Source organism: Nostoc sp. C057, from assembly GCF_013393925.1.
Taxonomy (GTDB): Bacteria; Cyanobacteriota; Cyanobacteriia; order Cyanobacteriales; family Nostocaceae; genus Nostoc; species Nostoc muscorum_A.
Genome location: NZ_CP040281.1, coordinates 3,940,976 through 3,962,317 on the forward strand (window position 1 = coordinate 3,940,976; position 21,342 = coordinate 3,962,317).

The window sequence follows — 21,342 nt, forward strand, 5'->3', positions numbered from 1 at the left end:
GAGGTATCTCAAGCAAGCTTTCATAATGCTCATAGACCTGATTTGGTATACCCACTTTTAGAAGCAAATTTAGATAAATTAAATTATGAATTTATTAAATGGCTTCAAGAATGGATGCCACATAATTTGTTTAAATTAAATTTAAAAAATGCAACAAATATAGCATTAACAGCTTGCTTTTTTAGCGGAATTGTTTATAAGTTTCCACTTGGTAATAAAGCAGTAAATTTAGAAATAGCTGTTATTATTTACGAAATTAGTGCTGACTTTATAATTAATCAGAAAGTGCCTTTAGCAAAAAATATATGGGCAGAAATACAATGCAATCTTGCTGTAGTCTATAGTAGCCGGATACACGGATATAAACACGAGAATATAGAAAAAGCGATATCATCTTGCCATGAAGCTTTAAAACTAATCAAGCGTGAAGATATGCCCGAAATGTGGGCAACAATCAAAAATAATTTAGCGCGGGCTTACTGTGAACGTATTTATGGAGATAAAGCTGATAATTTAGAAGAGGCAATTAGCATTTTCAAAGCTGCTTTATCAATTCATACGCGCGAACTATTTCCTAAAGAGTGGGCAAAGCTACAACACAATTTGGGAGAAGCCTATTTTCAAAGAGTTAAGGGTGATAAAGCAAAAAATTTAGACATGGCTTTAGAGTATCTTAGTTCAGCTTTGCAAGTTCACACAAAAAAAGCTTTTCCTCAATCATGGGCTAATAGTCTAAACACTCTAGGTTCTGTGTTTATTGAAAGAATTCATGGCGATCGCATAGAAAATTTACAAATGGCGATCGCTTGCTTTCAAGCGGCTTTGCAAGTCCGCACCCGTGAGGCTTTACCTGATGATTGGGCGCAGACAACAATGAATCTGGCAAATGCCTACCGTGAAAAAATCCAAATAAATCAAATTATAAATTTGGAAATAACTATTAAAACTTACACAGATGCTTTGCAAGTTTATACAAAAGAGGCATTTCCTAGAGAATGGGCTATGGCTAAAAACAATCTGGGGATAGCATATTTAAAGCCGCCATACATCTACTATGGGGAAAATCAAGAAAGAGCGATCGCAGCATTTGAAGCAGCTTTGCAAATCTATAGTCAAGAGACATTTCCTATGGATTGGGCAATGGCTCAAAAAAATTTGGGTCTTGTCTATAGTGAAAGGATAATAGGTAACAAAGCAGAAAATTTGGATAGAGCAATTCAATATTATGAAGCAGCCTTCCAAGTTTTTACCCGTAATAGTTTTCCCGAATATTGGGCTAAAAACCAAAATAATCTGGCTATTGCCTACACACATTTAGGGAAGATAGATAAAGCGATTGCTTGTTGTCGGTTTTCCCTAGAAGTCTTCACGGCTACAGCTTTTCCTTCACAGTGCTTAACAGCTTCTAACCAACTAGGTGAGATTGCTACAAACGCAAAGCGTTGGTTAGAAGCTATCGAAGGATATAGCCTAGCCATCGAAGCAGTCGAAATAAGTCGTTCTTGGGCGAAATCCGAATCACGTCGTCAAGAAATTTTAGAAGAAGCTATTGATGTTTATGAAAAAATAGTGCAAGCCTGCATCAATGCTGGACAAATAGAAAAAGCCTTTGAATACTCAGAGCGATCGCGTTCCAAACGCTTGGTAGACTTAATGGCAAGCTACAACCTCTCTCAAGGCGAAGAAATCCCCCCAAAAGTCCAAGAATTATTGAAGCAGTATGAAGAACTGCAACAGCAAATTGACCAAGAACGCCAAAGCCATAAATCTGAAAATAATCGCAGTGGTACACGCGCAGCTTGGGAAGCTTACAATGAAGCGATCGCATCTTTAGAAATCCAAAAACAACAAGTTTGGGAAAATCTCAGACGCGAAGATCCCGTATTAGCTGGCGAAATTCAAGTTAACCCCCTCAGCTTGTCAGAAATTCAAAAGCTAATTGATCAACCTAATACAGCTATCCTTAGTTTCTACACTACCAACAGCGACACCCATATTTTTATCGTCCAGCAAAACAAAATTACTCTCTACACCTGCACAGGACAAGGGTTAGATACATTGCAAGGCTGGATTAAGCAGAATTGGTTATTGCCTTATATGAATGATTACAAAAAATGGGAAACTCAAATTAATAGCATTCTCCGCGAATTAGCTGAACGCTTGCAAATATCTGAACTCATATCCCAACATCTTCAAGGAATAGAAGAATTAATTTTAGTACCTCACCTGTTACTCCATCAGATTCCATTCGCTGCTTTGCCTACAGGAGAATATCAGGAATATTTAGGAGATAAATTTCTTATTCGTTATACCCCAAGTTGCCAAATTTTAGAATTTTGTCAACAACGCGACAATGTAGGGAAATTTACTGAAATATCTCTACAATATGGAACTGTGGAAGATGCCGAAGACAACCTTCCCTGCGCCAGATTTGAAGGCGAAAAACTTGCCCAAATGTATAATATTCCACCAGAAAACAGATTAATTGGTAGCAGTCAAGCCACCTCTAATAACTATCGACAGCTAGCACAACAAGTTCAAGTACTTCATTCCTGCCACCATGCCCAATCTCGCCTCGATAATCCTTTAGAATCACAGTTAAAATTAGCGCACGGTAACAGCATCACCTTGGGGCAATTGATGACACCTGGTTGGCGTTTACCTCAACTTGTAGAAGTGTTTCTGTCTTGCTGCGAAACTAATTTGGGTATTTCTTCTCTAACTGATGATATTCTTACTCTCTCCACAGGCTTTCTGTGTGCTGGTGCTAGAAGTGTAGTTAGTACTCTCTGGTCAGTCAATGATTTAGCCACAGCATTATTTTCCATTTTTTACTACCAGCAGCGACAAGAAGGTAGAAACCGTCCTAAAGCTTTACAGCAAGCCCAAATTAAGCTACAAAAATTTACAAAAGCCGACCTAAATAAAATCTTCCAGGAAGTAGAAGCAAAGGAGAAAGAACTGATAGGAAATAGAAAAAAATATCCTTCAGGTTCTATCGAACATGAACAATGGAAGCGTGAATATAATATGTATGCTAAATTTAACAGACGAATTCAAGAAATAGAAAATTCTACTCAGCAACTTCCCTTTTCAGATTCTCGTTACTGGGCTGCTTTTATTTGCCACGGTTTACGGTGAGAAAAGATTATTTGGGTAATTACTCGCCCTGCTCTTCAACCTGATTTAGATTTGGTAAGAATTCAGGATTTAGAGTTTCGCTTAAAGTATAAGGACAGATTTCTGGAAAAACTTGCTCACCTAACTCAGTTTCTCGAATTGCTAAAGCCAACCCTAATTCATAAACGCTGAGGAAAACTTCATCTAGATAGGGTTTCAAACTAGGGCTATCTTGCAGAAGCAGCTTAATTTGGACACGTTGCTCTCGAATTGTACTCAACCAGCTATTACTACGTTTTTCAGCTTGAAATTGCCATTTCAGCAGGTGTCCTAACAATACTCCTAGCCGATTTCTCAATTCTTGTCGTTCTCTTCTACCCAAAGTTTCAATTTCTTCAATCAGGTTAACCGTATCTAATTGATCCCACTGTTGAGTTTTGAGCAAGCTAACCTGCTCTTGAGTCCAAGTATAGAAATCTGTTTCATAAAGGTGAGATGCGTACATCTTTTCAAGGGTCATAAGTTTCTACCTAGCAAAACCCTATAAGTGACCGATTCATCTTTCATAGCAAGGTTTATCTGGACTAAAGTCCTTACTACAAACTTTAATTTATTTACGCCTAGCCACTTAAAAAAAGATTGTGTGGTGCCGATGCCTACGATCGCAAGCTACGCACCACACAATCTAAAATAATCTAAAATCTAATGACTAATTCGCTACCTCAGCCACCTCAATCACTCGCCCTTCATAGTCTTTGACCAAAAAGTTCAGGGGCTTCTGGTTACGAATCTTGAATTTCAAACCGCGCGTTTCGACTCGCATTAAAATCATTTCCAAGCAGTCGTGGTCAAAGCAAACGTGGCGTTGCTGATTTTTGCTACCTAAACTCGCACCAGTAATAACGTGTAGCTGGGTGTTTTTCTTCAATTGATACCACAGCCCTTCTGTAGCATTATTCATCATTTTGCTTGACAAACTCGGCCCTGTAGACATGTATAGCGGATCAATCCCAGTTGCGCCTATAGTTTGTTCGTAGTTGTAGTAATAGTGCAAGGGCACCTCAGCTGCGGGCAAATCTAGCAGCCCTTCATACAACTGTCGGGCAATCTCCAAATCTGACACCATGACAGTGTGTACTTTTGGGGCGCTGGTGAGGAACATCCACATCGCGCCAGCGTAAGCTGCTAGAAGCATTACCATAATGCCTTGGGTAGAAAACAGGCTATCCAAGGGCAAGGAAGGGAGAAAGGAGCCTAAAGTAAGGGGACTGAGGAGAAACGACATCGCACTAACTGCTATAACCATGAACAAATAAGGATTCTATAGGGGAGTCGATTTTATAATTGTCGATTAAGACTAAAATTAAGTCCTTGTTTCTAGTTTATCAATAACTCAAGTTGTCTGAGTCTCGGCTACAAACTGGGCAACACCAAGATATTATGCGATTAACTACGGGAGTGCAATTCCCAAAATTATTTTAACAACTATCAACTCAAAGACTTGTGCAAATTCCTCATTTTCCTGAAGCTAATCATCCTCTGGTAAAGTCGCTATTTCATCACAGTGACCATGAACTACTGACTTTGTTTCAGCGCCATCCAGATGCTGGAAAGTATTTTACGGTGATTTTTTGCCGTTATAGCCCCATAGTCTATACCTTAATTCGGCATTCGGCGCGATCGCCTGTGCAAGCAGATTATCTGTTTGCTCTCACCTGGCGACATATCTATTACGAACTCGGTGGACTAAATTTAACCAGCCCTGAATCAGGTGAGCCAGCCTTAACCATGCAAAATTGGTTAATTAATATGACAGCTTTCTGTATTAACGAAATTAAGCTACCACCGACAGAAGCAATTCATTATTCTCTGCAAGCGACTTCACCACCGCTATGGTGCTATGTACAACAGGCATTAGACCAATTACCCCCTGTTTTACGATTAATCGTGTTAATGGCTCAAACTTTCCACTGGAGTGAAACGAGAATCGCCGCTTATCTGCAAGCCGAAGGAGAAGCGATCGCTCCCAACGAAGTAGCCAATTTTCTTCAGGAAGGCTATCGTATGCTAGAGGACAAATTACCCACAGATATCCGCACCATATACTTTGGGGAGGATTTAGCTCAATCCTAACTTAAGTGTAAACGCGTATATTCTTTGTCTTCAATTTATAAACTTAAAACTCTTCTTAGACCTTCTACTTAAACCCGCAACTTTACGGGTAATTTTTATGAAACAACGGCTTGTATTTCCAAGGCAATTAGTTTGTGTAGGTGTGATTTATCGTCCCCAGGTGCTTTTACACAGCTTTTTACTGTTTACTTTTTTGCTGAGTCCTATAGCTGCTGGTGCGGCTGATATTACGCAACAACTCCATCGTCCTTTAAATAGTTCTGTTGGGCGACAATCAAGAGATGAAGCAGATAGCTTACTACGTATCGGTCAACAACAATACGCTTCAGGATATGCCGATAAAACAATTGCATCTTGCTTGCAGGCACTAGAACTATATCACTCAATTGGCGACCTAAAAGCACAAGGTCTGACTTACAATTTGCTTGCAAAGGCTTATATCCAGATTGATAGTGCCAAAGAGGCGGAAGATGCTTTACGACGAGGATTAGCGATCGCTCGTGATACGAAAGACTTCCAAGCTCAGATTTTTGTGCTAAATAATATCGGTACATTTTTCCTGCAACAAGGAGAAGTTTCTGCTGCTGGTAAAACAGTTGAAGATGCACTCGCAATTGCTCACGGTGTCAAAAACATTGAAGGGGAAGGACTGTCTTTGAGCAATTTGGGTTTGGTAACTGCTAGGTTGGGAGATTACAACAAGGCGATTAAATTGTATGAAAATGCCTTAATTTTCCGCCGTCAGACTGGCGATGCCATTGGTGAAGCAAATACCCTGAATAATTTAGGTGATGCCTACCGAGCATCGGGAAATTATCAAGATACCATTGCTACCTATGGTGAAGCGATGCGGACAGCGAAAACTAACCGCGATCGCACCAATGAATTACGGGCAATTGACGGTTTAGTGAAAGCTCACACTGCTATTGGACGCTACGAGAGAGCCTTTGATTTACTAGAGCAACGTTTAGCACTCGCTAAAGAATTGCAAAATTTGCGAGAAGAATTAAAATCTTTTGAGTCTTACGCTCAGTTATACAAACAACAAGGTAATTATCTAACTGCTCGTAATTTTTACGAAAGGGCGATTATACTGGCGCGGACATTGGAAGACAGTAAGCAAGAAGTGCAATTGCTAGATCAGCTAACTAAAATGCTTCAGCGAAAGTAGGGGCATAAATTGCCCCTACTTTCGTACTTAATTTGATTAATTCAAGAATACTGAACCATTTCGTTCAATTCTCATAGCACTTCTGCCCTGTGCTGCATTGGTGGCTTCGTTAAATCTAACTTCTAAGTTTCCTGGCTCTGAAGAAGCTTGTGGAGTCACTCTCAACTGTCCACCATCTTCTCGTTCAAATGTCACCGTTACTGGTGCCCTTAAACCTTGCAATATTACATTTGATTTACCTTGTAGCGATCGCGGTGCCGTATCGCCAATCACTTGGAAAGTTACATTAGCCGCAGTGTCATTTACCAATCTGATATTAACTGTACCATTTGCCAGTGCGATCGTCGCGCTGGGAGTTTGTCGTGGTTGTAGTTGTTGCGGTCGATCGGTCGAAACCGCACCTGGTGAGGGCTGTTGAGTTTGATCTCCAGGGGCTGGGCGTGGTGGTGTGACACCTGTTTCTGGAGATTCACCGCCGACACCCAATCTTGTTTGCTCTTGCGATGGAGTAGCAGAGGTGGGAAGAAGCCCTTGAGCAGCTAGTCTTTGAGTTAGTGCATTCGGAGGACATCCTTGCGGTACCACAACCCGACTATTATGTGGTTCTTCGTAGAAAATTCTCGGACAGGGGTTAATCTTCGGAGTAGATTCTTGTCCTACTGATTGTTGTGCTATTGCTTGAGGAATTACTGGCAGACTAATCATTAATCCACCACAAATAGCACCAAATAACTCAGCAGACTTACGAAACTTTTGACGCTTCATATTCATGATTGGCTCCTGATCTAAATTTTTCTTTCTTTAAAAATTTTTCAACCAGCAAATTTAATTAGTTGGCTAATCTGTTATCTAAACACGTAGATTTTAACAATATAGTCAAGCTTTGTTCTCTAGCTAGAGGTTTAGAAATAATAGATTAGCAGACATAAATATCTCATTCTAAAGTTTCAAATTAATGGCTAAATATGCAATTGATGGTATATAAATTAGTAAATAAATTCACTTATCTACATCTGTCACAGGAAACAATTGTTGAATTTGCGATTTAAGACTCAAGAGTTATCGGTAAAGTCACAGTAAACGTTGTGCCAATGCCTTGAGTGCTTTCAACTTGAATATGACCCTGATGATGTTCGACAATAGCTTGAGCGATCGCTAATCCCAATCCTGAACCAGTAGCGCTAGCTGTAGCTGTATTCCCAGTTGTATGAGTCCGTGCCGGATCTACCCGATAAAAGCGGTCAAACAAGCGCGGTAGTGCCTCTGCTGGAATTCCAACTCCGGTATCACTCACCTTAACTTGCAACTGGGCACTGGTATAACGTAGTCCCGAAACTCGATTTATTCCTTCTATCCGCGCTAATTCAACTTTCACCCGTCCGCCAGATGGAGTGTAATGCAAGGCATTAGCAATTAAATTTGTGAATAGCCGTACCAATTGATCCCAATTACCCACAAGGGTAAACCAATTTTCCAGTAATTCAGGGTTAGTTTCAGAGGCAGGAGGATCAACTAAGTCTAGAGAAAGGGCGATTTTTTTTTCAGGGACTAACAATTGTTGTTCTTCAACCACTTCCATCAGCAAGGCATCTAGCGGACAAGGTGAAAAAATATCTTTGCTAATCCCACTATCCTGTCGTGCTAAGAACAGTAAGTCATTGACTAATTTACCCAAACGCTGGGTTAAGCGTTCTACCACCTTTAACTGTTGCCGATACTGCAAAGAATTAGTCGTTTCTGTCTCTGCTAAATCCAAGTCAGCAAGGGCAACTTGCACATTTGTTTGAATTAAAGTAATCGGACTTCTAAGTTCGTGGGAAGCATCAGCAGTGAATTGTTTGAGGCGTTGATAAGATTCACCTACAGGTTCCATCGCTTTACCCGAAAGAAACCAGCCACTTGCCCCTACAGAAACCACCATTAAACCAATACCTAGCGCCAAATCAAAAATTAACTCACGGCTGGGTTTCGTGACTTCAAACCAGGGATGGCTAACACGCAGATATCCTAATACTTGCCGCCCTACTTCAACTCGTTGTGTCACTTGTCGCAATAACAGTGGTGAGGATAGAGACGCAATTAATTGCGTCTTAAACTTTGAATTTTCACTCTCCCCCTTAACTACACGAACAGTTTCACCAGTGCGGTTAGCACGAAGGGGAATATTTAGGGGTTCGGATAGCGTTGACCAAAGTAATTCACCAGTTGGACTAAACCATTCAAGGTCGATGTGGTCATCTTCTACGGTGTCGGCATTCTCAGGAAAACTGGCTTCTAGATTATTAATGCGAAATTTATCTGCATCAGCATCAATTGGCTCAAATATGAGCTTAGATGCACAGGGGCTTGTTGTGAGACAACGCTCCACTATTTCCACTACATGGTTAAGGGTATCGTCAATGCGCTCAATCAGTGTACTGCGGACGTATAAATAAACGCTACTGGCAAACAGTAGTAGTAATACAGCAGTGACGGAAGTATACCAAAGGGCAAGACGGCGACGAGTAGCTTGAAACATATTGTAATGCTGTGAAAAATGCTTTGGATAAGAGAGTTAGCAAAGAAAAAACAGATATGTATTATCGATTATTCTCCTTTAAAATACTCTCTATCAGGATCTAACCGGAAAAATTTTATACTAAAAATCTCTCGAAAATAATTTAGTTTTTTAACAATTAGTATCAATAAATTAAGTATTTCTACGCAGGCAGTATCTTTTACCTAAGAGTTAAATTTTATTTGCAGTGAAGTTTGAAGGAGAAATACAAAAGAACATTAAAAATTTCATAGCAACAGCTAATACATAACTCTTTTGTGGATGAATTTATAAAGTTGTAACAAAATTACAATTGGCTACAAAAAGTTTGAGCAACTTCGTAATGGCAATAACTTTCCTCATCTAGTACTTATTTTTCGCTGAAATGAAGCAAATTGACTGCTAACGAAAGACTATGAAGATTCAGCAGTGTGTTTAAAACTTGAAACCTAGGTACAACAAATATCAGAATTTGAAATATTTAACATCAACTAATTCACATACAACCACTTAAATTCCGAAAGGAAAAACCATACTTCTGAATGGGTGCATAATCACGACACAGTTTAATAATTTGCCAGAAGTAACAAAAAATTTGTGGTTGATTAATAGCAATAAACTTGCATTAGTTGCAAAGCTATGGGTAATTTCAGCCAATACAAGTATTTGATTTTATACAAAATAATAAATAACTTATGCCAAGCCCCTATTCAGGATTTACCGATCCAGGAAACACAACAGCTACAGCTTTAGATACTACATCTGGATCTTATATTGGTGGCTCTCTCACTAGCACATCCAATATATTTCAAGATTCTCTCAGCAGTCTTGATACGAGAGATTATTACAGATTTACTCTTAGCAGTTCTAGTATAGTTACCTTAAGTCTTGATGGATTAGCGGCAAATAGTGATGCAAATTTATACTTGACAAACAGTAATGGTCAAACTATTGCTGTTTCTAGCTTGTCTGGTAACGCATCAGAAAAGATACGTTTTACCCTCAATAACCAACCTGCCAACACTTCTTACTATGCCCGGATTGATTTAGTCACTTCGGCAGTTAGCACATCTTATAATCTCGGTCTCTCAGCCGAAGCCATTCAAGATAGTGGCATCTCCGATAACACAACTGCACTGGCAAACACTAACAGAGATATTAGTGCAGCGGTCAATACTGCCGGCTACAGTGGAACTGATTTTGTCGCAAGTACAAGTAGCGGCTTGGTTACAGATGCTAGTGACTACTATAAATTTACCTTAAATAACAACGGTACTATTGGTATTAACCTCAATCCTTCAAGTGGTAATGCTGACATACAGTTGTTGAATAGCTCTGGACAGTCTCTTCAACCTGCTGCCAGTAGTGCTCAAACAGGTACAAGCCAAGATTCTATTAATCGTTCTCTCACCGCAGGTAGTTACTATATTCAAGTCTATACAAACGCAGGGTCAACTAATTATAATTTGCAGGTTAATTTTACCGCAGATGCCCCAGACCAAGGAGGAAACACTGTACTAAATGCCACTAGTATCAGTCTTCCTGCCACTGTCTCAGATTTAGTCAGCGCTAGCGATACTCAAGACTATTACAAGTTTACTCTCGCCTCAACTGCTTTAGTTGACATCAGATTCACATCACTCTCAGCAGACGCTAATTTAGCACTCCAAGACCAAAATGGTAGTGGTATTGTTTCAAGCAATCAATCAGGAACAATCCTAGATGCAATTCGCCGCAGCTTAAACCCTGGTACTTACAACATCTTGGTAAATCGTGGTGGTGCTACTACAGCAGCTAACTATACTCTGAGTGTAGTTGCCCAAACTATAAACCCAGACCAAGCTGGTAGTGATTCAGGTTCAGCCCAGAATTTAGGTACTTTAAACGGTTCTATTTCCCGCAGTGATTTTGTGGGCAACATAGATATTAATGATTACTATAAATTCAGTCTGAATACCACTAGTTCTTTTAATCTTACCCTTTCTGGCTTGAGCGACAACGCAGATGTTCGACTATTCAACAGCGTTAATACACAAATAGCGATATCTAATCAAACCGGAAATAGCAATGAAACTATCAGCAATCTCACCCTGAGTGCAGGTACGTACTCCATTCGTATTTACCCCTCTGGTTCAGCCGAAACTTTCTACAATTTGGACATAACGGCGCAGCCACAAGTCCGACAACTGGAAATAAATCCTGGGTCTGGTAGTGCTGACCCTGATAACTTGACCACTTGGAATAACACTTTGTACTTCACTGCTAATGATGCTACTACCGGTATTCAACTATGGAAGAGTGATGGAACTACAAACACCCGCATTACTAATGCTAATGGTTTCAATCCTGACGATCTGATTGTTTTCAATAACAAGTTATACTTCACTGCTACTAACAGCACGTTTGGTACAGAACTTTGGCAGTACGACGGCACTTCTGTAACTAGGATTAGTGATATTAATCTGAATTCTGGCAGTTCTAACCCCAGTAATCTCACCGTTGTTGGTAACAAACTTTTCTTTGTAGCAGTTGATAGCAGCAATATCAAAAAACTGTGGGTTTATAACAGTACAAGCGTCAGTTTAGTAGATATTAACCCTACTTTCAGTAGTTCTCAATCACCCACTTTCGTTGCTTTTAACAGCAAGCTCTTTTTCACAGCCAGAAATAACACTGAGCTTTGGTCAACGGATGGTACTATTGGCGGTACGCAGGTTATTAGTGTCGAAGGAATGACTCAATCATATCCTGCAAACTTTAGAGTGGTTGGTAGTACACTCTACTTCACTGCCAGCAATGGTACAAGCGGCTTTGAGGTATGCAAGTATCAAAGTGGTACAACCGCTAGCTTGCTGAAAGATATTACACCTGGTAACAACGGGTTCGCGCCAGCAAATCTAACAGCCGTTAGCAACACCTTGTACTTTGTCACAGATAGCAATAATGACTTTAATTTAGAACTGTGGAAAAGTGACGGCACAGTTAGCGGAACTGTAATCATCAGAACTAACGGACAAGCACCTAACGTTGGTTTAGGGTCTTTTAATCTAACTGCTGTTGGTAATATTCTTTACTTTGTTGGCAATGACCCAGTAACTGGTCTAGAATTGTGGCGAACTGATGGCACAGATGCCAACACAGTATTAGTAAAAGATATTTGGGCTGGCACAGACGGAAATAACCAGCCCAATAACAGTATTCCCACTAGTCTCGTTAATTTCAATGGTACCCTGACTTTTGCGGCTTCTAATGGCAGCAACAGGGAGGTGTGGTTCAGTGACGGCACAACTGCCAATACTCTCAAGGTTAGCAACATTAACGCTACAGGAAATGCTAACCCCGGCAGGCTGACTGTCGTTGGTACACAGCTGTTCTTCACCGCCAACAACGGGACTAACGGTACAGAATTGTACGTGCTTTAAACAGGAGGTGATTGTTCAAAACAAAGTCCATATAAGAATAAGCCAAATTTAATTGGTTGCAGTTTCACTAAAATTTCAGCCATTTGTAGACAAACTATCGAGTTCACGAGATTTGCTAACAGTCAACACAAAAAATAGGAAAATGTTTTCCAATATGAAGAACAAATTTTTAGCTCTTGCTGCTTTTGGTACTGCTATTGTAGGTGGTGCAATTCTTTCTGCCCCTGCTAACGCTCAAATTGCTCAAGGTTCAGGCCCGAGCAGCACAATTAACGTTAATGTCAATGTCCCTGAGATTCTTTTCTTAAGAACTGTCCAAAATGCTTCTGTGGATCTTCTTGCATCTGATTTAGTTACAGGAGCAGGAGGATTAACTCCAATTGCTAGTACTACTCCCCCTGCTTACATAGGTGGTGACCAAACTACTGGCCCTGCTGGTACTCCTCTTAATACTGCATCTCCCTTCGCATTGACCGGAACAAGTGTAACCAAATCCCTTGTCAATTCTTATATTGTTTGGTCTAACAGTCCTACTGGAAATTACACAGTCGCAATTACACCATCGACGACATTTACAGAAGTAACAAGTGGTAACACTCTTGCAGTCACCGTTAACCCTAGTTCAGTAGGCATAAAACCTGCTCTAGGCTTAACTCACGGTACTGCAAGTAACATTGATTTGGATGTCCCAATAAGTGCTACTGCAGCAGCAGGAAGCTACGCAGGTACTTTGCTAGTTGAAGCTTACAGACCATAGTCTGCTGAATCTTCTTTTGGGTAGTAAGAGAAAAATCTGTCTTAAACCTTGCCAGTAAAAAACAGATTGTTCTCCCACTGCTGGATGTTTCAGTAAACTAGTCAACTTCTTGAATATCTCCCCAATTCCTCAGAACCTGGGGGGATATTTCCCATATTAAATCCATTCGCAACGAAGCTTAGTAAAGATTTGACTTGTATACATGATTTGAATGTGAACAATTTAGCAATATGTCATGGCATCCAACTAAGAGTTGCAAACGTTACCTACTCAATTCCATAGCTGTCAGTATAGCTATGTTAGCGTGTCCACCAACACCGACTGTGGCCCAATTCATTCCTACAGTTGAACCCACAGAGATTTACCAGTTAGCGACTCCCCAAAAGCTAAGAATTCCTCCTATCTCACAGTCAGAAATTTCTCTGACTGCCAAAAGTGAGTCAGTAAATAATCCAGGAGATTTATTAGCACCTCCCCAATTTAATACTTTGATTGTTCGGGAATTTCCTAATATTTGGCAGATGCGTGTTCCTGTAGACCAAGTGAACTTACTTTATGCCACTTATGAGATGAAAGCTGAAAATGGCAGGAGTAATGCAATTAGCAGTGAACAGCGTTCTAATTCTGCGGTTCAAGTTGTTGTAGAGCCATTGCCGATCATTGAAATTTCTCGCGATTCCAATACTAATACAGCTTTGGTACAAGGCGGATTCAGATTAAAAATGGACGTTTCTGGTACCCAAGTTGCAGGTCAATATGCTGGGGAATTAGCGGTAGTAGTAGATCGCCGTTAATTTCTGTACTTGAATTTAGAAAATAATTGCTTTATGGTGTGCTTGAAAGTGAAGAATTTAATCCCGATCTTGCCAAAATCAATAAATATTGCTTTGGGTGTAATTGGAGCCTTAGCTCTAAGCATACCTCCTGCAATGGCAATTAATATTGGTGTGAGTCCACCCAGATTTCACATAGATATGAACAGCAATAAAACACGCTCTCAAGCTGTTCGGATTTTAAACCTTGATTCTCAACCAGTTGAACTTAAGGTTTATGTGCAATCGTGGATGCTGAATGAGGAAAATAAATTGCAAGTGATTCCTCCTAAGGAACAATCATTAGAGCAGTGGATTATTTTTACCCCTTCTAGATTTACAATTCCACCTGGTGGCTCACAAACTGTTCGTTTCGCCATCCATCCTAGAGTTAAGCCCCAATCAGGTGAACATCGAGCAGTACTTTTTGTTGAAGAAATACCCAGAACTACTACACGCACCAAAGGTGTAACTTTAATTGGCAAGGTAGGAGTTGCGATATATGCCTATGTAGGAGATATCAAGAAAATTGGTGTATTAAATTCTGTGAGTGTAAATACCAAACCAAATGCTCTCAATGCCGTATTTGATATTTCTAGCCAAGGTAACGCATCTGTGCAGATGGAAGGTCAATATGCTATTTGGCCGGCTGCTAAATATCCAGGTACTGAGGGGACAAAACCCATAGCTAATTTAGAAAAACCAGAGGACAAAAAGACTGGGCCTTTAGTGGATGTAGGATTTTTACCTACAACACCAATTTTACCTGATAGCCGTCGTCGAGTTTTGCTACCAATTACTAAAAACTTACCCCCTGGTAATTATGTCTTGGATATAAATGGGAAACTCAATGGTGTAGCGATTAAAAAAGGCATACCTTTTACAGTGCCCTTTAATGCTCCACTAGCTAACAATATCAATACTCAAACTCAGCCTGCTTCTCAAAAATTAAGGAATTCTCTCAAAAACCCTCAGCATCGCAGATAAACTATTCCACATTTAAATTGCGTTAATTGGTCTGTGTAAGATGCTCATTCCACGAGTTGGATGGAATTTAAATGTGCAAAATAAATGTGTTTTAGCTTTTGGGTTTACCAAAGCTTAAATTTCGCTAACCAAGTTTATTTATCTTCCCAGCAATGATTTGTAGCCGGGAAGTTTATTAGGCTACCCATACAAATTTGTGTACTTCAGCTTATGCTCTACCAACCTTCACCATCTCCCCCACCAATTACAATTATACAGTCAGAAAATGGTTCTTTTAAAGCGCAGTTAGATACTAGCGTTAGTCAAGAACATAAAGCATTTGCTGGAGCAATTGCAACTCCTTCACCACCAGAAACATTACCACCTGAGTTTTCCACGGATAAATCACAGGATTCTTACAAGGTAGATAATGAAAACATTAAAGCTAGTAACATAACTACTGAAGATGCTTTAGATTCTGACACCAAGCAACTTAGTCAACAGGTTGTAGCTCAAAGTATCACACCCTCAGCAGCGTCTCAGCATTCAGCTATTCGTGACATCAAAAGTACTCTAAGAGATATCAGAAATACTGCTCATAATCATGATGCAAAAAATCCGATGTCTCCTGATAAGGAACAAAAAATTAACAATAATATAGTTATTCCAAACTCTCCTAGCAGTGAGGTTTTAAAAAGCTCAACAGGTAAGAATAATCCTCCGGCAAATCCTCCTATTAATAATATCTTGGCGGAAGCTAAAAGTTTATTGTTGGGAGTATTCATTAATGGACAGGAAGTTGGAAGTTTAGAAGTTATTCCAGAGGAAGGAAAATTATTAATTCCACTGTCTGATTTTGCCCAAATTGCTGGATTTACGGTTGAAAATATTGATATCGGTAAAACCCAACTTAAAACACCTTTAGGTGTGGTAACTGTTACAGAGTCAGATTTAAAAAAAATTAATGGTATCACCTATATTCGTGATACCTTTTTAAAAGAAAAATTACTTACCGAGATAGAGCTAAAAACTTCAGATTTAGCTTTGAATGTTGATTTGCCTTGGCGCAGAGGCAGTGGAGAATCTGGAAATCAGGCAATTGACCTCAAGCCTGAAGTTAGACCTCCTAGTAGTGGTTTATCTAATTTCCGGCAAGAGTTAAATTATTACAGTAATTCTGGTAATACAAACTGGCGTAGTTCTTCTCTTTTGGGTGGGCGTTTAGGAGGTGGTGCGTGGCGGTTACGTTTAGAGAATGATTTTGTTAACTCGCCCCAACTAAGTGAATATTTTTACTTTAAACGTTCAGGGCGAATGCTTTATCAAATAGGTCGCCAACAAATTGGGTTAAATCCTTTAGCTACTAATCTCAATTTGACAGGAGCGCAGATTGGTTATACTAATCTACCTGCCGACAGGTTTAATCCAAGTTATAGCGCTAATGAGCTTCTACCAAGACGTTCACAACCGATACAAACATTTCGCGGTGTAGTTCCCCCAGCCAGTTTTGTTCAGTTAAGAGTTAGTGGCGTTGTGATTGCTCAACGGCAGGTAGGACTAAGTGGAGAATACGAATTTGCAGATGTCAATTTGCCTACTGGTCAAAGTAATGATATTGAACTGTTTGTATTTGACCGCAATAATTTCAGTGTACCTACAGAAATTCGTTCTTTAAGACTCAATGCTTCAGATTTATTGTTACCATCTGGCGGTAATGTGCAGCTAGCCGGAATAGGATTAACTGGGAACTATATCCAAAATAATTTATTGGATGATTTTCCTTCGACTCAATCAGGTCAGCTCGCTGGATTTTATCAGATACGCCAGGGTATATCTGATAATTTAACGTTGGAAAGCTCTGTACAATTATTACCTAATACTACACAAGCACAGGCAGGTTTTGCTTGGCGTTTGGCAAGTCCTGTAATTTTATCAGCGAATGTCGGTAGTTCTAGCGGTGAATTAGGTTATACGGCTAATTTGGATATTCAGTTGGAGCGTTTGCAAATTTTAGGAGTTTCTGAATTATATCCAACAGGCTATTTTAGCAGCAGTAACGATCGCTTACGCGATCGCAAGAACAACGCTCTAGATGTCAGATATAAATTCAGTAATAATTTGAGTTTAGGCTTTATTGCCCGTAGTTACCAAAACCAAAGTGATTCAAGTAATTACATTCTGCCAACTTTTTCATTCCGTCCATTGTCTAACTTGTCTTTGAGAGGTACACCAGATTATTTTGGCAACTATTCATTAAATGCCTTTTACCAACCAACAAGAAATAGCAGATTATCTTTTAACTCTTTTGGTGATATCTATTCAACAGATTTTGGCTATAACCTAAGCCGTGATTATTTAGTATCCTTCGGGACTGAATCGGGTGGTGATTTAGCGACTCGTTACACTTTGGGACTGAATTATAGCTCTCCTAGCCTTTATGGTCTGAGTTGGCGCTTAGGACTAGGATATAGAGATGGAGAAGTTGGGCCAGTTGTAGGTGCTAGTATGCGTATAGTGCCAGGATTATTCGCTTCAATTGATTATCAAGGCATCCCCTCTAGAAATAGAAACATTCTTGGTGGCATTGGGGACGATCGCCTGACCATATCCTTAGTATCAGATTTATCATTTGCTGGCGGTAGAGTGTCACCGGCTGAATATAGCACAGTTAGCAAAGACAGAGGAGCGATCGCTGGACGAATGGTTGTTCAAGGTGACAGAAATGGTGCAGACCTTGGTGGCGGTATTATAAATGTTTACGATAACCGTGGTCGCAGTGTCGGTACAGCTAAAATAGATGCTCAAGGTAATTTCTTTGTTGGTAACTTGCGAGAAGGTGTCTATGTAATTGCACTAGACCCAGACGAATTACCAATTGAAGTTGCTGTGCGGAAAACTTCTATAGTTGCAGAAGTAGCAGGTGCAGCTGTGACTCAATTAGATTTCCCCGTTAGATTAGAATATGGTATGGCAGGCAAAATTACTGATGTGGCAGGTCAGCCAATACCAAATGTGGAAGTAGAACTAGTTGATGCTCAAGGCAAACGAGTAGTATCATCTGTGACTGATCAATTTGGTCTTTACCGTTTAGATGCTGTTCCCGTTGGTAACTATACATTGCGTGTTCCTGTTCAAGATGGCATCGCCAGCAGCAACACTTTACCAAAATTAGAAATAGCAATTAATAAAGAGTTTATATACGACCAAAATCTGCAATTACCGATTGCCGCAGCCGCTAAGGAAACTCAGGAGAAAAAAGAAACTCAAGAAAAATAAGTTTTTAGGATTTTTCTAAAAGCGACAATTAGGGACAAACCGCTTCACTTGGATGCCCGATTTAATTTACTATGTGTATTGTTCTCCATCTGTATGGGCTACATCTGGCTACCCTAAGATCGTTATGGCAAAATCGAAAAAAAGCGCCAATCCCATCAATTTAAACGATCCACAATATTATCTTAACCGAGAGTTAAGCTGGCTACAATTTAATGCCAGGGTATTACATGAAGCTTGTGACGATCGCACGCCTCTTCTCGAACGCCTAAAGTTTTTAGCAATCTTCAACTCTAATTTGGATGAGTTTTTCATGGTGCGTGTTGCTGGTTTAAAGCAACAAGTAGAGGCAAAAGTCAGCCTGTTAACTCCCGATGGTCGGACACCACAACAACAGTTAGACGATATTAGGTCTACCCTGATTCCTCATGTAAAAAAAGAGCATCAACATTTTGAACAAGTACTTCGTCCTCTATTAGCAAATCATGGCATCCATATTCTGGATTACATAGATTTGAATCAAAAACAGCGAACTCATCTCAACCATTATTTTGAGGAACAAGTATTTCCAGTTTTGACTCCTCTGGCTGTTGATCCTAGTCATCCTTTTCCATTTATTTCTAATCTCAGTCTGAATCTGGCTGTTGTGGTCAAAAATCCAGACACCGAAGAAGAATTCTTTGCCAGAGTTAAAGTTCCCAGTGTTCTCCCACGATTTTTACCGATACCGCCGGAGTTGGGAGACCAAAATAACGACAAACCTGCCCACTGGACTGGAGTACCTTTAGAACAAGCGATCGCTCATAACTTGGAATCTCTATTTCCAGGGATGAATATTCAAGAATATCATCCGTTCCGCATTACCCGTGATGCGGATTTGGTCTTAGAAGAAGATGAAGCAGATGATTTATTGTTAGCGATTGAACAGGAATTGCGAAAACGGCGGCTAGGCGGAAGTCCAGTGCGGCTAGAAATTCAATCCCAGACTCCTGAAATAGTGCGATCGCGATTATTGCATGATTTGGAATTAACAGAAAGCGATCTCTACGAAGTAGACGGTCTTTTGGGACTGCGGGATTTGATGTATTTTATGTCCTTGCCATTGCCAGAACTCAAAGATCCACCACGCCAATCTGTTGTACCATTACGCTTGCAAAGGCTGAGGGAACCGAGTTTAGATCCAGATACGCTGGAGACGGACGAAGGAAAAGACTTTTTTGCTGTGATTCGGGAAAAGGATTTGCTAGTACACCATCCCTATCAATCCTTTTCGGCTACAGTGGTGCGCTTTATTACCCATGCTGCCTACGATCCGAATGTTTTAGCCATCAAGATGACCCTTTACCGGACTTCTGGTGACTCGCCCATAGTTAACGCCCTAATCGCCGCCGCCGAAAATGATAAGCAGGTATCTGTACTCGTGGAATTAAAGGCGCGATTTGATGAGGAAAATAATATTTACTGGGCAAAACGACTAGAAAGAGTTGGAGTTCATGTAGTCTATGGTTTAGTGGGGCTGAAAACCCACAGTAAAACCGTCATGGTGGTACGGCGGGAAAAAGATCGAATACGCCGCTACGTGCATATTGGCACTGGTAACTATAATCCCAAAACAGCACGCTTGTATACAGATTTGGGATTGTTTAGTTGCCGTGAAGAATTAGGTGCTGATATCACAGATTTATTTAATTTCTTGACAGGATACTCCCTGCAAAAGTCTTATCGAGAATTGCTGGTTGCACCTGTGAATATGCGCGATCGCTTTTTGGCACTAATTCACCGCGAAATTGAAAATGTTCAAAATGGATTTTCTGGACGCATTGTTGCCAAAATGAATTCCCTAGTCGATCCAGAAATTATCGCCACATTATATGAAGCTTCCCGCGCCGGAGTGCAAATCGACTTAATTATCAGGGGCGTTTGCTGTTTGCGTCCAGGACTCAAAGATATTAGTGAAAATATTCGCATTATCAGCATCGTCGGTCGCTTTTTAGAACACTCTCGCATTTATTATTTTCATAACAATACACAGGAGGAAATCTTTATTGGCAGTGCCGACTGGATGCGCCGCAACCTAGATCGTCGAGTCGAAGTAATTACCCCAATAAAAGACCCAGATATTGCAAAAGATTTGCAAGAAATTATGGGAATTATGCTCGCAGATAATCGCCAAGCTTGGGAATTACAAGCCGATGGCACTTACATTCAACGCCGTCCTTATGATGATTCTCCAGAAGCCAATTCACAAAAAATTCTTATGAATATGGCATTACGCTCAACTGGTGTAACCTCAAACTTGATTGATTAAAAAATAAGTACTTTAACTTTGACAACTAGCTAAACTTAGATAATTTTTAAAAGTTATCTAAGTTATTTGTCATAGGTTCACACAAAATTCATGAATCAGGATTCCAAATTCAGAATGAATTCCGATCAAAAAGCAGATAGCATAGGGATAGCGAGTCTGCTTACCCCTGCGGCGATCTTCCTAGCAAAAGCGTCTCGTAAAGAGCATCAAGATTACTGATTTCTAAATTCTGAATTCTTCTTCAATCACCCATTGGATAGAGTTAGTGCTTGCACATGTTCCCATAGACTAGAGAGGTTATTCTGAATAAATTTGTCTTTCCCCTCAATGTTAATGTTATCCTGTGAGCTTTCTACCTTGCGTGTTCTAGTAGTTGATGACCATGAACTGACTCGTCTAACCTTACAATTGGTTTTTTCTTGTCAGGAGAATATTCAAGTAGTAGGTTTAGCTAGTAATGGTGAAGAAGCTATAGAAATGGTTAAACGTTGTCATCCTGACGTAATTGTTCTAGATTTACAAATGCCAGTCATGGATGGCTGGAGCGCGTCTAGCCAAATTAAAGCTATATCTCCGAACACCCAAATCCTTGCTTACTCCTCAGTAGAAGACATAAGTTTTCAAGGAACTAAGGCAATGTCTAGCTTTGATGACGTTTGCAAGAAAGATGTAGCGACAAGCGAACTGATTGCTTTAGTTAGGCGGTTAGGTCAGCGTGCAAAAGATGATTCAGTTGCAGGATAAATGATACAACTATGCTGCTTCGCAAGCTCAGGCTTAGTTAAATTCTGGGGATTTGAGAATATCATAATACTACGGAGCGTCGGTATTAGCTGAAGTTTAC

Annotated in this window: 14 protein-coding genes; 10 read left to right on the plus strand and 4 right to left on the minus strand. The window is 40.1% G+C overall.

Translation table 11 applies throughout. From position 1 onward, the window contains the following. Positions 1–42: 42 nt before the first annotated feature. Positions 43–3,141: a CHAT domain-containing protein gene (locus FD724_RS16945; RefSeq protein ID WP_256874294.1), complete on the plus strand. Its 3,099-nt coding sequence runs from the start codon at positions 43–45 to the stop codon at positions 3,139–3,141. A gap of 19 nt (positions 3,142–3,160) precedes the next feature. Here the strand turns inward: FD724_RS16945 and FD724_RS16950 are convergent, their stop codons facing one another. Together FD724_RS16950 and FD724_RS16955 are read right to left on the minus strand one after the other, a co-directional pair. Further along, positions 3,161–3,625, minus strand: coding sequence for a DUF29 domain-containing protein (locus FD724_RS16950; RefSeq protein ID WP_179075539.1), 465 nt, complete (start codon positions 3,623–3,625; stop codon positions 3,161–3,163). 204 nt (positions 3,626–3,829) lie between these two features. Then, positions 3,830–4,426 carry a glyoxalase-like domain protein gene (locus FD724_RS16955; protein ID WP_114081453.1) on the minus strand — a complete coding sequence of 199 codons (597 nt, stop codon included), beginning with the start codon at positions 4,424–4,426 and terminating at the stop codon, positions 3,830–3,832. A gap of 197 nt (positions 4,427–4,623) precedes the next feature. Here FD724_RS16955 and FD724_RS16960 point away from each other — a divergent pair, with 197 nt between their 5' ends. Together FD724_RS16960 and FD724_RS16965 are read left to right on the plus strand one after the other, a co-directional pair. Beyond that, on the plus strand, positions 4,624–5,253 hold the full coding sequence (locus FD724_RS16960) for a sigma-70 family RNA polymerase sigma factor (protein WP_179073430.1): 630 nt from the start codon (positions 4,624–4,626) through the stop codon (positions 5,251–5,253). 97 nt (positions 5,254–5,350) lie between these two features. Beyond that, positions 5,351–6,424, plus strand: coding sequence for a tetratricopeptide repeat protein (locus FD724_RS16965; RefSeq protein ID WP_179073431.1), 1,074 nt, complete (start codon positions 5,351–5,353; stop codon positions 6,422–6,424). A gap of 36 nt (positions 6,425–6,460) precedes the next feature. Here the strand turns inward: FD724_RS16965 and FD724_RS16970 are convergent, their stop codons facing one another. Next, positions 6,461–7,195 carry a hypothetical protein gene (locus FD724_RS16970; protein WP_179073432.1) on the minus strand — a complete coding sequence of 245 codons (735 nt, stop codon included), beginning with the start codon at positions 7,193–7,195 and terminating at the stop codon, positions 6,461–6,463. Positions 7,196–7,469: 274 nt separating this feature from the next. After that, positions 7,470–8,942, minus strand: coding sequence for a cell wall metabolism sensor histidine kinase WalK (locus FD724_RS16975; RefSeq protein WP_179073433.1), 1,473 nt, complete (start codon positions 8,940–8,942; stop codon positions 7,470–7,472). A 713-nt stretch (positions 8,943–9,655) separates the two neighbouring features. Between FD724_RS16975 and FD724_RS16980 the strand changes: the two genes are divergently transcribed. From FD724_RS16980 to FD724_RS17010, 7 genes are all read left to right on the plus strand, one after another. Next, on the plus strand, positions 9,656–12,382 hold the full coding sequence (locus tag FD724_RS16980) for a pre-peptidase C-terminal domain-containing protein (protein WP_179073434.1): 2,727 nt from the start codon (positions 9,656–9,658) through the stop codon (positions 12,380–12,382). A gap of 154 nt (positions 12,383–12,536) precedes the next feature. After that, a complete protein-coding gene (locus tag FD724_RS16985) occupies positions 12,537–13,139 on the plus strand; it encodes a hypothetical protein (protein WP_179073435.1) in 603 nt (200 codons plus the stop codon). A 230-nt stretch (positions 13,140–13,369) separates the two neighbouring features. Next, positions 13,370–13,933, plus strand: a complete 564-nt coding sequence (locus FD724_RS16990) for a hypothetical protein (RefSeq protein ID WP_179073436.1) — start codon at positions 13,370–13,372, stop codon at positions 13,931–13,933. A gap of 66 nt (positions 13,934–13,999) precedes the next feature. Beyond that, a complete protein-coding gene (locus FD724_RS16995; protein WP_179075540.1) occupies positions 14,000–14,938 on the plus strand; it encodes a molecular chaperone in 939 nt (312 codons plus the stop codon). Positions 14,939–15,148: 210 nt separating this feature from the next. Beyond that, a complete protein-coding gene (locus FD724_RS17000; protein ID WP_179073437.1) occupies positions 15,149–18,193 on the plus strand; it encodes a carboxypeptidase regulatory-like domain-containing protein in 3,045 nt (1,014 codons plus the stop codon). A 124-nt stretch (positions 18,194–18,317) separates the two neighbouring features. Beyond that, positions 18,318–20,498: a polyphosphate kinase 1 gene (gene ppk1 / locus FD724_RS17005; RefSeq protein WP_179073438.1), complete on the plus strand. Its 2,181-nt coding sequence runs from the start codon at positions 18,318–18,320 to the stop codon at positions 20,496–20,498. Positions 20,499–20,825: 327 nt separating this feature from the next. Further along, positions 20,826–21,242, plus strand: coding sequence for a response regulator transcription factor (locus tag FD724_RS17010; protein ID WP_114081461.1), 417 nt, complete (start codon positions 20,826–20,828; stop codon positions 21,240–21,242). The last annotated feature ends 100 nt before the right edge of the window (positions 21,243–21,342 follow it).